Origin of the sequence: Barnesiella propionica (genome assembly GCF_025567045.1) — a bacterium.
Classification (GTDB): domain Bacteria; phylum Bacteroidota; class Bacteroidia; order Bacteroidales; family Barnesiellaceae; genus Barnesiella_B; species Barnesiella_B propionica.
Genome location: NZ_JAOQJK010000006.1, coordinates 60547 through 75040, shown reverse-complemented (window position 1 = coordinate 75040; position 14494 = coordinate 60547). Strand labels below are relative to the sequence as shown.

Genomic DNA, 14494 nt, shown 5'->3' with positions numbered 1-14494 from the left:
ATATCCAATGAAAAAAAATGATTGTAAAATCAAAAATATTATATATTTTTTCATGCTATTTCTGATTTTCGAGTTTCGTAATCCTTTGTTCCTGTTCCCGCATTTTTTCCTCTTGCTGAATAATATATAGGGTAAGCTCTTCTACTTTTTGTAACAGTTTCACGTTCATTTTAGCCAGATCCACTCCGTTGGCATTCACTTCGCTTTCCGTCGGTATTTCGGGCAGGCAGGCATGTTTTTCAATATGGGATTTTACCTCGTCCAATGAACGCAACTTATAGTCTTTTTTGAACACGAAGTCCGCCCATTCAGTATCGGTAACCAGAATTTCCCGGGTTTTGATTTTGCCGTTAACTTCCAGTTCGTAAGTGGGGTTAGGACTGTTGATACCTACTTTTCCGTCCATCGTTACTACGAAGTAAGGATTGAACTCTGCCGGTTTATTCCAGTGTTTATTCCCTACTACAAATTTATCCACCTCGTCATCCCCAATGGAGATTCTTAGTTCCGTAACATCTTTGGCTACATTATATCGTGCCATATATACGTCATCAAGATTACAAGTGTTGCTTCCGAAGTATAATTTTTTTCCGTATTCTCCTATTCCGCTCTCATCTCCAATATGCAGATTTCCGCTTGCATCGAACATGGCAATTTTTTTCCAGGCTTCCCAGCCCGTATAACCGGGATTACTTTCTCTATAAAATATTCCTTTTTTACTAACATTAAGTTGGTTGACTTCGGCACTACCATCATGCCAGGGTGCTATTGTGATAGTTGTTGAGAATATATTTACCGGAGTATCTTTAAAAGGAGATTTAAAATCGAGGTGAAGCTGTTGGGAGAAGGTAGCAGGTGTATTTATCTCATCACGTGTGTCATATATATTGACATAAGAGGCACCGGATTGCCCATAAGAAAGACTGCTGCAAAGTAATAAGGCGAAAAATAAGGATTTACGTTTCATAATGATAGCATTTAAAGGTTTATAATGTTAGTTAATTGGTTATTTATCAGTTGTTTGTTTTATTTCTGGTATATTGAAAAGGCATTTGTAATAATAGAATAAGGTTATATTTGGAATTGTGTCTGCTGCTTGTAATTTGATAAAGTCTGTTTTTGCTTAATATAAATATTAAGCTTGTACTTTTTGGGGGGTATGCTTGAGTGTTTCTTGATTTTTGTTTAGTTTCTACATGTTTAAAGTAGTAAAGTAAAAGGTTAGCTTTTGTTTATCCGGCTACCTTTTGTATAAAATAAGTATCGTATCGGTTGATGTATTTCAATCTGCTAATATCACCTGAATTCTTAATTAGTGTCGATTGTTTGTTTTTATTTTGGTGGATACTTTTTAATAAAAAATAAAATAAGAAATAAGGATGAATTTGTTTTTATATCAGCACTATTTAAATAATAACAGCATATATAGATGCAAATATACTAAATAATATGTATATACAAAATATTTAAAAAATATTTTTTAAATAACCTTGTTTTGATGTTCTTTTATCCGATGTTATACGAACATTCTTTTTACAGTAGACGTTTTATTCCTAATAAATTTAAAGAAATATGGATATATTCTCTCTTATATTACTGGTTGCCGGAGGCGCTATATGCGGTATCGTGAATGTGGTAGGAGGGGGCGGTTCTCTGTTCGCTCTTCCTGTATTGCTGGCGATGGGCTTGCCGGCAGGTACGGCTAACGGTACGAACCGTCTTTCTATATTTTTGCAGGATGTGACGGCTATGGTATCTTTCAGGAAAAGGAAAGAAATGCCTGTAAGAGAGGGCAGCAAACTTATTGCTCCGGTGGTTCTGGGGGCGATAGTAGGTTCACTGGTTGCGGCGGTATGCCTTACCGAACTTTTGATGAACATTGTACTGCTTATCATTATACTGTTTATGATAGGAGTGATGTGGTGGAAACCTGATGCATGGTTACGTACGAAAAAGTTGAAAAACGATATGAGGTTAGGTACGGTGAACTGGATCCTTTTTTTACTGGCCGGTTTTTACGGAGGATTCATTCAGGCGGGCTTTACATGGCTTGTGATGGCTTTGCTCGTGTTGAGAGCAGGTAATGATATGATTTCGAGCGATGCTGTGAAAATGTTTTTAAATATGATTATTACACCTTTTACGATGGTCATCTTTTGGTATTATCATCAGATAGACTGGCTGTACGGTGGTGTAATGGGATTAGGAGGTATTCTGGGAGGATGGCTGGGAGTCAGGTTCGTATCTTCCTGGTCTCCTGCTTTGATTAGGAAAATATTGTTGGGCCTGTTAATTGTATCGGCTTTATATGTGATTTTATTCCGGTTCTGAAATCTTTACAAAAAATGAAATAAAAATGCACCGGATATTAAAAAAAAAGATACATTTGTAAAAACCATGAATAAAGAAGTTAAAATGATGACTGTTCCTTCTGAAAATATATTTGTACGTATATACCGTTTTTATGCCGAAGGCTTCAGGAATATGACGTTAGGAAAGACATTGTGGGCGATTATATTCATTAAATTGTTTATTATGTTTTTTATCCTCAGGTTGTTTTTTTTCCCGAATTTTCTGAATTCCCGATATGATTCGGATGAGGCTAAGGCATCTTATGTGATGGAACAATTAACAGCGCCTGTTTCGGAAACACAGAACGAATAAAATCTTAAAATAAAACTAAAATTATGAATGACTTAGTTTCTCTTGTGGATTGGTCGCGTGCGCAATTTGCGTTAACCGCTATTTATCACTGGCTGTTTGTGCCTCTGACTTTAGGGCTGGCAGTAATTGTAGGAGTAATGGAGACTATTTATTACCGGACAGGTGACGAACGGTGGAAAACGATTACCAAATTCTGGATGACACTTTTCGGTGTAAATTTTGCTATAGGTATTGCTACCGGTATTATTCTGGAATTCCAGTTTGGAACCAACTGGTCCAATTACAGTTGGTTTGTCGGGGACATATTCGGAGCACCGTTGGCTATCGAAGGTATTATGGCTTTTTTTATGGAGTCCACTTTTATTGCTGTCATGTTTTTCGGATGGAATAAAGTGAGTAAGGGTTTTCATCTGGCAGCTACGTGGCTTACAGCAGCAGGCGCTTCTATTTCTGCTTTGTGGATATTGGTGGCTAATGCCTGGATGCAATATCCGGTAGGGATGAAATTCGATCCTGGCAGGGTAAGTAACGTGATGGATAATTTCTGGGCGCTCGTTGCTTCGCCTGTCGCTCTGAATAAGTTTTTTCATGCCGTATCTGCCGGATGGGTGTTAGGCGGTGTTTTTGTAGTAGGTATCAGTGCCTGGTACCTGATAAAAAAACGGGAGAACTGGCTGGCTTTACAAAGTATAAAGGTAGGTGCCTGGGTGGGTCTTGCCGGAATTCTTATTACAGCTTATACTGGTGACGGTTCGGCTTATCAGGTCGCAGAAAAACAACCTATGAAACTGGCGGCGATGGAAGGGGTATATCATGGCAAAGACGGGCAGGAGCTTATTGCGTTCGGTATTCTTAACCCGGATAAGAAATATGATAATGATGAGAAAGAATTCCTTTTCGCTATTCCTATCCCGAAGCTGTTGTCTTTTCTGGCTACACGTGAGTTGAATGGTTTTGTTCCCGGTATCAATAATATTATTGAGGGAGGATTCAAGGACAAGAATCTGGCTGGTGAAGAAATTACAGCGCTTTCTTTTGCCGAAAGACAGGCCAGTGGAAAAGAGGCTATTAAAGCCTTGGATGCCTATAAAAAAGCACAGCAGAAGAATGATAAAGCTGCCATGGATTCTGCTCATCAGGTGATTAATGCCAATTATGAGAATTTCGGGTATGGATATCTCGACTCGGTAGAGCAGTTTATTCCTTCCGTACCGTTCGTATTTTACTCCTTCCATATCATGATTATTCTCGGTGTATATTTTATCTTGTTCTTCATATTGGTATTAGTACTCGAACATAAGAAAAAAATATCACAAATGCCGTGGTTCCTGTGGATATGCGTTCTCACGATCCCGTTGGGATATATCTGTCTCGAATCGGGTTGGATCGTGGCCGAGATGGGACGCCAGCCGTGGGTGATACAGGATATTATGCCTACCTATGCGGCTATTTCCAAACTGGAGGTAAGTTCGGTACAGACTACTTTCTGGATGTTCGCCGCGCTTTTTACCATACTTTTGATTGCCGAAGTGGGTATTATGTTGAAACAAATAAAAAAAGGAACTGAACAAAAATAAATGATTATGGAACTGAATGAATTATTTTACCAGAATTACTGGTGGTTTCTGATTTCCCTTTTGGGCGCTTTATTGGTATTCCTGCTTTTTGTTCAGGGAGGACAGACTATGTTGGCCGGAATGGCAAAGACTCCGCTGGAAAAGACGATGCTTGTCAATTCGTTGGGACGCAAATGGGAATTTACATTTACTACCCTTGTGGTTTTCGGCGGTGCGTTTTTCGCTTCGTTCCCGTTATTCTATTCTACCAGTTTCGGCGGTGCATATTGGTTATGGATGGCAATTCTTTTTAGCTTTATTATCCAGGCCGTGTCTTATGAATACCGGTCGAAAAAAGGGAATTTTTTAGGAACTAAAACCTACGATACATTTCTGTTTATTAATGGGCTGGTTGGTTCTTTTTTATTGGGCGTGGCAGTAGGGACTTTTTTTACCGGGTCCGATTTTAATGTGAATAAGACAAACATATTGGATCCGGCAATGCCCGTTATTTCTACTTGGGAAAATCCCTGGCACGGTCTCGAAGCTATTGCTAACTGGCGTAATATCTTACTGGGAGTTACTATATTGTTTCTCGCGCGCGTACAAGGAGCCTTGTATTTTATGAATAATATAGATGATGAGAGTATATATGCCAAAGCCCGGAAAGAGGTCTTGTATAACGGAATTATATTTGTAGTTTGCTTCCTTGCTTTTGTCGGCGTTACGCTTACAGCGACAGGTTATGAACTGAATCCTGCTAACGGAGAAATATTTCTGAGGAAGTACAAGTATTTTTTCAATCTTATAGAGATGCCTTGGGTAGCGGTCCTTTTTGTAACAGGCGTTGTACTTGTATTGTATGCGCTCATACGTTCGGTACTGGCCCATAAATTTACCAAAGGGATATGGTTTTCGGGAACAGGTACGGTTTTGGTGGTATTAAGCGTGTTTTTTCTGGCCGGATATAATAATACACCATATTATCCGTCTGCATCCGATATACAAAGCTCCCTGACTATTTATAACAGCTCTTCCACTTTCTTTACTTTACAGACGATGAGCGTCGTATCGCTTTTGGTTCCTTTTGTTTTAGCTTATATATTCTATGTGTGGAGGGCAATGGATGCAAAGTCCATAACTCCGGCGGAAATGGAAGGTTCCGACCATAAGTATTGATATGAAAAACATATAGTTGCTTCTTTAAAAAAAAGGGCTTATTTTTGTAAATAATACAAGAGTAAGCCTTTTTTATGGACGATGCATATCTTACCCTATCCGATATATCCGAAGGTCTTTATAAAGAGAAGATGAGTAAATTTCTTTCTTTCGCGATACCTGTTTCGACGGTGAAAGAAGCTATGGAATATATTGAGAAATACCAGAAAGAATATTATGACGCCCGTCATGTTTGTTGGGCTTATATGATAGGGTCTGACCGGAGTTGTTTCCGTTCCAATGATAACGGAGAACCTTCCGGTACGGCAGGAAAGCCTATATTGGGACAAATTAATTCTTTTGGTCTCACGAATGTCCTTATTGTCGTTATTCGTTATTTCGGGGGCATTAAGTTAGGTACCAGTGGGCTGATTGTTGCATACAGGGAAGCGGCGGCAGAAGCTATTAAAGCAGGTGAGATTATCGAATGTCTGGTGGAAGCAGAAGTGAGCTTTCGGTTCGAATATCCTTTCATGAATGATGTAATGCGTATTGTGAAAGAAGATCACGCTCAGATAATATCGCAATCTTTCGATATGGACTGTAATATGACATTGCGTATCAGACAGAGTGAGATGGATAGACTTCGCAGCAGGCTGGAAAAGATAGATGGACTTGTTATCAAGGGCAAAGAATGGGAGGAGAATTAAATGCTTGTTTTAGTTCTGTTGGTTGACAAATATAAAAAAAGCTCCGGATGAATTTTCCGGAGCTTTTCAGTATACGATATAAAAGATCAGTATCTGTCGTCGTAGCCTCCTCCTTCACTCATATCCAGATCATTGAAGCCTTCGCCATCCAGTTCGGACGGATCGAATGTTTCGTCACCGTAGAAATCTGCGTCCAGATCTGCGGAAGAGGTTTGAGCCTTTTTATCGAATTCTTCGAAATCCATTATTTGTTTAGGAGGATTACCCCCTTTCTTGGTACATACAGGAGCCGTAAGGTTCTTTCCGGGGATAGCTTCTTTCAGTTCCATGAAAAACATACGTTCTGTGATGTAATCAAATATATATATTAAACGCTGGCCTTCGTCTTCTATTAGTTCACTTAAGGTAGTTTCGGCCATTGTCCAGGTATCCTCTTCCGATGAAGTATCCATTTCCATGAGAGTAATCTCCGTTTTCTTTTCCCAGTCTTCGTCACAGATGAAAAAAGAAGTCATCTGGTCTTTGGTAAAATTAACCGATTCCAGAATGGCGTCGTTCAGGTCTAGAAAAGTTGCGTCCGAATCAATACTGATTTCTCTTTTGAAGTCATCAACTTCGTCCGATACGAGCAAAAATTTATATATCATAATATTACTTTTTTGATATGATTGTTCCCTGTATATTTGTTGCGTAAAAATAATAAAAATATCACTATTGAGAAAAGAAAGCCTTATTTTTTCTTTTCTCAATGGGGTAAACAATATAATTAGGATTATTCTTTTTCCGGTTAAATTTTTTTAGGGAAAACATTTAATCGAAAGAACAATCTATACCTTTGCTCGAACGATTACCAGTAAGAAGTCATTATATATTTATATATGATGTATTACAAATTCTACGGAAATATTTTATCCTTTAATCGGTGATATTGTAAATCCGGTAATTGTTTATGAGACTGCGGTAATTTTTGTTTCATGTAAAGATTTTCCGCTTATTGACTTATTAACCGGTTGAGACGTTTTCCATAGTAATTAGGCGGTTCGGCGGAACCGAAAATGATTTTATAGTAAATAAAAATATGAAAGAAAACAAGTATGATGACGAGATTTTTTTTGATCGTTACAGTCAGATGTCTCGTTCTGTAAATGGACTGAAAGGAGCCGGAGAATGGCATGCTTTACGTAGCATGTTTCCTGCTTTCAAAGGCAAAAGAGTGTTGGATTTAGGTTGCGGTTTCGGTTGGCATTGCCTGTATGCCGTTGAACACGGGGCGGTTGAAGTCATGGGAATCGATATATCGGAGAAGATGATAAAAGGTGCGAAACAAAGGAATTCATCCCCTTTAATACAGTATAAATGTGTTGCTATAGAAGATTTCGAGTTTAAACCTTCATGCTACGATGTGGTGATAAGTTTGCTGGTATTCCATTATCTCGAATCTTTTAAAAATATCTGCGAGAAAGTTTATACATGTCTTAGCGAAGGAGGAGCATTCGTGTTCTCGGTAGAACATCCGGTCTTTACAGCCTACGGTAATCAAGACTGGTATTATGATGAAAAAGGAAATTCGTTGCACTGGCCTGTAGATAATTATTTTACTGAAGGGCATAGGAAAGCCGTGTTTCTGGGAGAAGAAGTGACGAAATATCATAAGACGCTTACCACATATATGAATGACCTGATAAAATCCGGATTTGAAGTAACCGGGCTTGTAGAGCCGGAACCGGATGATGTACTTCTTACATCCGTTCCCGGAATGAAAGATGAATTAAGACGGCCTATGATGCTCCTGATTTCTGCAGTGAAAAAATAAAGTGGAAAAATAATGAATAAAATAAGAAACGTCATTCGGTACCGAATGACGTTTCTTATTATTGGGATTAATGTTGTTTCTAAATATATCCTTTTATGATACCTCGCTTAGAGTTGCGCACGAATAGAATGATTTCGTCGCGTTCTTTTGTAGCCGGCAGTTCCGCCTCTATACGTTCAACAGCATCGGTATTATTCAGCCCCGATAAGTAGAGATACCGGTAAATCTCCTGTATGTCCCGGATTGTCTCGTTAGAGAAATTCCTTCGGCGTAATCCTATCGAATTGATCCCGGCATAAGCGATAGGAGATCGGGCCGCTTTAACATAAGGAGGAATATCTTTATTTACCAGAGATCCGCCTTGAATCATGACATGAGCCCCTATACGGGTAAATTGGTGTATGAGAGAACCTCCGCCGATAATCGCATAATCATCTACGATAACTTCTCCGGCTATCTGGCTTGCATTTGCAATAATAATATTGTTTCCTATGACACAATCGTGAGCGATATGAGAGTAAGCCATGATGAGACAATTGTCTCCTATGACGGTTTTCCCTTTTGCTGAGGTTCCTCGGTTTACCGTGACACATTCACGTATGGTCGTATTATCTCCGATCTCAACGGTCGTTTCTTCACCCTGAAATTTCAGGTCCTGAGGTATACCTGAAATAACAGCCCCCGGAAAGATATTGCAGTTTTTTCCTATCCGGGCTCCTTCCAGTATCGTTACATTCGAACCTATATGCGTACCTTCTTCTATAACCACATTCTTATCGATGGTTACAAATGGTTCTATTACAACATTATTGGCAATCTTTGCATCGGGATGTACGTATGCTAACGGTTGTTTCATATTGTCCTTTTACTTGTTAATAAACTTCCCTGTCATCCTGGAAAGTTCCGGTTATTTATTTTTTACGATTTGAGCCATGAACTCAGCTTCCGTCACGATCTTTTCTCCTACAAATGCGTATCCTTTCATATAGGCGCAGCCACGTCGTATTTCGGTGAGAAGTGACAAGTGGAAAATTACAGTGTCGCCCGGTACTACTTTCTGGCGGAATTTTACATTGTCGATCTTCATGAAATAAGTGGAATATTTTTCGGGATTTTCCACCGTATTTAGCACCAGTAAACCTCCTGTTTGTGCCATTGCTTCTACCAACAATACTCCCGGAGTGACGGGCTCTCCGGGAAAATGTCCCTGGAAGAACGGTTCGTTAACGGTAATGTTTTTTACGCCTACGATATGTTTAGTTCCCAGTTCGATGATTTTATCTACCATCAGGAACGGAAAGCGGTGTGGAAGTAACTCTCTTACCCGGTTTATATCCATGATAGGTTCTTTATTGGGATTATAAATCGGACATTGTATTTCCTGTCTTTTAATGTCTTTACGGATGATACGGGCGAATTGATTGTTGATTTTATGTCCGGGACGCGTTGCGATGATACGTCCTTTAATAGGTTTCCCTACCAGGGCAATATCGCCCAGTATATCCAATAACTTATGACGTGCCGGCTCATTATCGAAAACCAATGGTTTATTGTTGATATATCCCAGTTCATCTACATGTTTGTGCGGGACATGCATCAGGTCGGCCAGGCGGTCCAGTTCTTCTTGAGGGATTTTTTTATCATAAATAACGATGGCGTTGTCGAGGTCTCCTCCTTTGATAAGATTATGTTTTACCAAAGGTTCTATTTCCCTTACGAAAACGAATGTACGGCTGGCTGCAATTTCTTCTTCAAAATTGGCCAGACTGTCCAGACTGGCAAACTGATTGTTCAATACGGGAGAGTCGAAAGAGATAAGCGTGTTGATGCTGAAATCGTTGTCGGGCAGTACCAGAATGGAAGATCCGGTAGCTTCGTCCTTTACTTCTATTTTGGACTTGATAATAAAATATTCTCTTTGCGCGTTCTGCTCTTCTATTCCGCTTTTTTCGATGGCTTCGGAATAATAGCGGGCACTACCGTCCAGTATGGGAAGTTCCGGTGCGTTCACCTGTATCAGGCAGTTATCTATTTCTGCACCGTAAAGGGCTGCTAAAGCATGTTCTACGGTACTTACGACGACATCTCCTTTTCCCAGTACGGTACCTCGCTGTGTTTCTACTACATTTTCAGCGAGAGCTTCAATAATGGGTTGGTCTTCAAGATCGATGCGTTGTATTTTATAACCGTGGTTTTCGGGGGCGGGAAGAAAGGTTGCGGTAATATCCAGTCCGGTGTGTAATCCTTTTCCGGTAAGAGAAAAACTATTTTTTAAAGTCCTTTGTTTGATCATAACTCATTCTATGTTGTCGGGCTCGATGTCCCTGTGTTCAGTCTTTGTTTAATAATTTCTTTAGTTCTTCCAGTTCTTTCCTGAGTGAGCGTACTTCATCGTTCAATTTTGGCAATTGTTTAATATATACGGTAGTACGTGCAAAATCTTTTGCCGGTACAGCCGGATATCCCATGACAGTTACTCCGTCGGGCAGATGATTGGGTATTCCCGATTGAGCGCCTATTGTTACACGGTCGCCCAGTTGAATATGTCCCGCGATACCTACCTGTCCGCCTATCATAGAATGGCTGCCGACTTTAGAAGAACCCGCAATACCCGCTTGTGCAGCCATAACGGTATGTTCCCCTATTTCTACATTATGGGCTACCTGTATCAGGTTATCCAGTTTCACACCTTTACGAATAATTGTGGATCCCATAGTGGAACGGTCTATAGTCGTGTTAGCTCCTATTTCTACGTTTTCTTCCAGTATGACATTGCCTATCTGCGGAATTTTTGCATATTCTCCGTTTTGAGGGGCAAAACCGAAACCATCGGAACCGATTACAGCACCTGCATGCAGGATGCAATTATTTCCTATACGGCAACCCTGGTATATTTTTACACCCGGATAGAGAATCACGTTGTCTCCTATGAGAACATCATCACCGATAAATACCTGCGGATAGATCTTTACATTTTCCCCTATTCTGGTGTTTTCGCCGATGTAAGCAAAAGCTCCTATATATATAGATTCAGAAATCTGGGCAGACGCTGCAACGTATATCGGAGATTCTTTGCCTTTTTTTTGCGGCATGGCCTGGCTTACCAAGTTCAACAGCAGGGCGAGGCAGCTATAAGGGTCGTCTACTTTGATGAGAGTGGCCGATATTTTTTCCTCTGCAACGAAATCCCGGCGCACGAGTACGATGCTGGCCTGTGTATTATATATATGGTGTGTGTATTTTGGATTAGCCAGAAAGCTGAGAGTTCCGGGTGTTCCTTCTTCTATCTTTGACAAATTGTCAACCGTAACCTGCGGATCTCCTATAATTTCTCCCTGCAGGAAATCGGCAATTTGCTGAGCTGAAAACTTCATATTCTTAATATATTTCGTCTGTGTTAACGATATGTTACAAGCAGCAAATTTCGTACTTTTTTTTTATAATCAGGCGTATGGTTCTAACTTTTTGTATATTATTACGTTCCGTGTCCGCTATTCTTGTAATTATATGGCTTGTAATCAGTGTGTTAATAATAGGGCTTTATTTGTCTTAAATGAAAAGATTAAAAAATAAAGGGATATATTATCTAATTGTCATGTATTGTGAAAATTAGATGGATAAAAAAGTGGTTTTGTAATTTATTTTATTAACAAAAGAATGGGTAAGTTACATTTTTATTGAAAAAGTGTATGCTAATCCAAATATAAGCGTTATTTTTGCAGCCTGCTTTTTTCAGAACAAAGGAACGCGGGAGAACTCGCGCAAAATAAGATTGATTAAGCAGATAGTTTATGATTAAAAACAATGTGAAACTCTTAAATAAACTATGAAGCTATTACAGGCAAAACTTGTGAAGTATGATGCTCCACAAAAAGCAAAAGCATTAGGCGTTTATCCTTATTTTCGTAAAATCGAAAGCGATCAGGATACCGAGGTACTTATTAACGGGAAAAAAGTCCTGATGTTCGGTTCGAACAGTTATCTCGGGTTGACGAATCACCCTAAAATTAAAGAAGCAGCTATTGCGGCTACCAAAAAATATGGTACCGGATGTGCGGGCTCACGTTTCCTTAACGGAACATTAGATATTCATGAAGAGTTGGAACACCGTCTTGCCCGTTTTGTCGGCAAAGAAGAGGCCATTATTTATTCTACCGGTTTTCAGGTAAATCTGGGTGTGGTATCATGCCTTACCGGTCGTGAAGATTATATCTTGTGGGATGAATTGGACCATGCTTCTATTATAGAAGGCCGTCGTCTGTCTTTTTCCACTCCTATAAAGTATAAGCATAACGATATGGCATCGTTGGAAAATGCTTTGAAACGTTGTGGAGAAGATAAAGTGAAGCTTATTGTAACGGACGGTGTTTTCAGTATGGAGGGCGATGTTGCCGATTTGCCCGGGATCGTAGCGTTGGCTAAAAAATATAATGCTGCTGTCATGGTAGACGAAGCTCACGGTATAGGAGTGTTCGGTCGTCAGGGGCGCGGTACCTGTGACCATTTTGGTGTAACCGATGATGTAGATCTCATTATGGGTACATTCAGCAAATCGTTTGCATCATTGGGCGGTTTTATCGCTACCGATGCAATTACGGCTAATTACCTGCGTCATAATTCCCGTTCCTATATATTCAGTGCCAGTATAACTCCGGCTTCAACAGCAGCGGTAGGTGCGGCCTTGGATATTATGGAAAGCGAGCCGGAACGTATCGCTCATTTATGGGATGTCACTAATTATGCATTGGAAGGATTTCGTGCGATGGGTTGCGAGATAGGAAATACATCTACTCCTATCATTCCTTTATTTATTCGTGATAATGAGAAAACTTTCCGGGTGACCCGTGATCTGCTTGACGAAGGAATTTTTGTCAATCCGGTAGTTGCTCCTGCGGTATCGCCAGACAGTACGTTAATACGTTTCTCCCTGATGGCGACACACACCAAAGAACAGGTGGATGTTGCATTTGATAAAATCCGTAAATGTTTTAAACGTCTCGAGATTATTTAAATTTCGGGAAAAAGAAAGATATAGAGCTGCACCGAAACCTTATGACTTCGATGTGGCTCTTTTTTTAATTTAATATTTTGACTGTTAACCCTATTACGTATGTCCGTATTTAAAAAATATTCAACCGCGTTCTGGGTGAGTAACTCGGTAGAGCTTCTGGAACGTATGGCCTATTATGCTGTTTTTATCGTACTGACTCTTTATCTCTCCAACGTTTATGGCTTTTCCGATATTGAAGCGGGTCTCATTTCCGGGATATTTTCTGCCGGGTTATATCTGCTACCCACTTTTTCGGGAGCTATGGCCGACCGTATGGGATTCCGTATATCCATGCTTCTGGCTTTCTTTTTGCTTACGATAGGATATTTCGGATTAGGAATTATGCCTGCCTTGTTTGAGAATGCCGGGCTGGTAACCTATCAGGAAACGACCGTATTTTACGGATTGAATCAGAGTATGCTGCGGTGGACAATAGTTCCTGTATTATTGATTATCGTCGTGGGCGGTTCATTTATTAAAGCTGTTATTTCCGGTACGGTTGCAAAGGAGACTACAGCAGAGAATAGGGCAAAAGGTTTTTCTATCTTTTATATGATGGTCAATATCGGTAGCTTTACCGGAAAAACAGTGGTCGAACCTTTACGTAGAGGAATGGGAAGTGAAGGACTGGTCGTTCTTAATTATTTTTCCGCTTCTATGACATTGCTGGCTTTGGTCCTTGTTTTTTTCTTTTATAAAAGTAATCATCGGGAAGGGACCGGAAAAAGTATGAGGGAAATAGGCAGAGCGTTATATAAAGTAATAACAAACGGCCGTATGGTAGCCGTGACGCTTATTACCAGCGGATTCTGGATGATCTATATGCAGTTGTATGCAACGATGCCCAAATATGTACTTCGTATGGCGGGAGATTCGGCTACCCCCGCCTGGTATGCCAATCTTAATCCTCTCGTTGTGATCTTGTGTGTAAATTTTGTTACCCATTTAATGAGAAAAAGAAAAGCTATCACATCGATGAACATAGGTATGTTATTAATGCCGTTTTCTGCGTTGCTCATGGCCGGGGGAAATCTGTTGAATGCCTCTTCCGTACTTGGGCTTCATCCCGTTGCGTTCATGATGTTGTGTGGAATAGGAGTGCAAGCTTTGGCCGAAACATTTATTTCTCCCCGTTATCTGGAATATTTTTCTTTACAGGCTCCCAAAGGTGATGAGGGGCTGTATCTGGGTTTCAGTCATATAAATTCGTGTATTGCTTCATTTGTAGGATTCGGTCTGTCCGGATATTTGCTACAGCGGTATTGTCCCGATCCTGCATTGTTTCCCACACGGGCAGCCTGGGAAGCTGCGGCTGGACATGCTCATTATATCTGGTATTGTTTTGCTGCTATAGGTGTCGTAGCGGCTCTTGCTCTCTATGTTTTTGGATATTTGACCCGAGATAAAAAACAATAGCCGTATGATTTAAAAAAAGAATGATCTTTTAAACTAAAGACCATTCTTTGAGGATATATGATATAAAAGGTTAAAGATTGGCTTTGATAGTGTTGTAACAGAAATATATATGATTCATTCATATATA

General features: G+C 40.0%; 13 protein-coding genes. 8 read left to right on the top strand and 5 right to left on the bottom strand.

The features are described 5' to 3' along the window. Positions 1-55 precede the first annotated feature (55 nt). Positions 56-967 carry a hypothetical protein gene (locus OCV73_RS09465; protein ID WP_147551628.1) on the bottom strand — a complete coding sequence of 304 codons (912 nt, stop codon included), beginning with the start codon at positions 965-967 and terminating at the stop codon, positions 56-58. A 605-nt stretch (positions 968-1572) separates the two neighbouring features. On the opposite strand from OCV73_RS09465, the gene OCV73_RS09460 reads away from it, so the two are divergent. From OCV73_RS09460 to OCV73_RS09440, 5 genes are all read left to right on the top strand, one after another. Then, positions 1573-2331, top strand: coding sequence for a sulfite exporter TauE/SafE family protein (locus OCV73_RS09460; RefSeq protein WP_147551627.1), 759 nt, complete (start codon positions 1573-1575; stop codon positions 2329-2331). Positions 2332-2397: 66 nt separating this feature from the next. Next, positions 2398-2664 (top strand): DUF4492 domain-containing protein, encoded by a 267-nt coding sequence (locus OCV73_RS09455; RefSeq protein WP_394802955.1) that lies wholly within the window; start codon positions 2398-2400, stop codon positions 2662-2664. A 23-nt stretch (positions 2665-2687) separates the two neighbouring features. Beyond that, positions 2688-4241, top strand: coding sequence for a cytochrome ubiquinol oxidase subunit I (locus OCV73_RS09450; RefSeq protein WP_147551625.1), 1554 nt, complete (start codon positions 2688-2690; stop codon positions 4239-4241). A 6-nt stretch (positions 4242-4247) separates the two neighbouring features. Further along, positions 4248-5399: a cytochrome d ubiquinol oxidase subunit II gene (locus OCV73_RS09445; RefSeq protein WP_147551623.1), complete on the top strand. Its 1152-nt coding sequence runs from the start codon at positions 4248-4250 to the stop codon at positions 5397-5399. 74 nt (positions 5400-5473) lie between these two features. After that, entirely contained in the window at positions 5474-6088 is a 615-nt protein-coding gene (locus OCV73_RS09440) for an IMPACT family protein (RefSeq protein ID WP_147551622.1), read from the top strand. Between the two features lie 86 nt (positions 6089-6174). Here OCV73_RS09440 and OCV73_RS09435 read toward each other — a convergent pair whose 3' ends face one another. Continuing rightward, the gene (locus OCV73_RS09435; RefSeq protein WP_147551620.1) at positions 6175-6735 is read right to left on the bottom strand and encodes a plasmid pRiA4b ORF-3 family protein; all 561 of its coding nucleotides are present in this window, start codon (positions 6733-6735) and stop codon (positions 6175-6177) included. Between the two features lie 431 nt (positions 6736-7166). Between OCV73_RS09435 and OCV73_RS09430 the strand changes: the two genes are divergently transcribed. Further along, positions 7167-7901, top strand: coding sequence for a class I SAM-dependent methyltransferase (locus tag OCV73_RS09430; RefSeq protein ID WP_147551618.1), 735 nt, complete (start codon positions 7167-7169; stop codon positions 7899-7901). A 79-nt stretch (positions 7902-7980) separates the two neighbouring features. Here the strand turns inward: OCV73_RS09430 and lpxA are convergent, their stop codons facing one another. The 3 genes from lpxA to lpxD are packed head-to-tail and all read right to left on the bottom strand — an operon-like array spanning position 7981 to position 11275. After that, entirely contained in the window at positions 7981-8757 is a 777-nt protein-coding gene (lpxA, locus tag OCV73_RS09425) for an acyl-ACP--UDP-N-acetylglucosamine O-acyltransferase (RefSeq protein WP_147551616.1), read from the bottom strand. 51 nt (positions 8758-8808) lie between these two features. Next, positions 8809-10194: a bifunctional UDP-3-O-[3-hydroxymyristoyl] N-acetylglucosamine deacetylase/3-hydroxyacyl-ACP dehydratase gene (locus tag OCV73_RS09420; protein ID WP_147551614.1), complete on the bottom strand. Its 1386-nt coding sequence runs from the start codon at positions 10192-10194 to the stop codon at positions 8809-8811. Positions 10195-10231: 37 nt separating this feature from the next. Next, positions 10232-11275: a UDP-3-O-(3-hydroxymyristoyl)glucosamine N-acyltransferase gene (lpxD, locus tag OCV73_RS09415; protein ID WP_147551612.1), complete on the bottom strand. Its 1044-nt coding sequence runs from the start codon at positions 11273-11275 to the stop codon at positions 10232-10234. A 452-nt stretch (positions 11276-11727) separates the two neighbouring features. On the opposite strand from lpxD, the gene spt reads away from it, so the two are divergent. Together spt and OCV73_RS09405 are read left to right on the top strand one after the other, a co-directional pair. After that, positions 11728-12912, top strand: a complete 1185-nt coding sequence (spt, locus tag OCV73_RS09410; protein WP_147551610.1) for a serine palmitoyltransferase — start codon at positions 11728-11730, stop codon at positions 12910-12912. 99 nt (positions 12913-13011) lie between these two features. After that, positions 13012-14367 carry an MFS transporter gene (locus OCV73_RS09405; RefSeq protein ID WP_147551609.1) on the top strand — a complete coding sequence of 452 codons (1356 nt, stop codon included), beginning with the start codon at positions 13012-13014 and terminating at the stop codon, positions 14365-14367. The last annotated feature ends 127 nt before the right edge of the window (positions 14368-14494 follow it).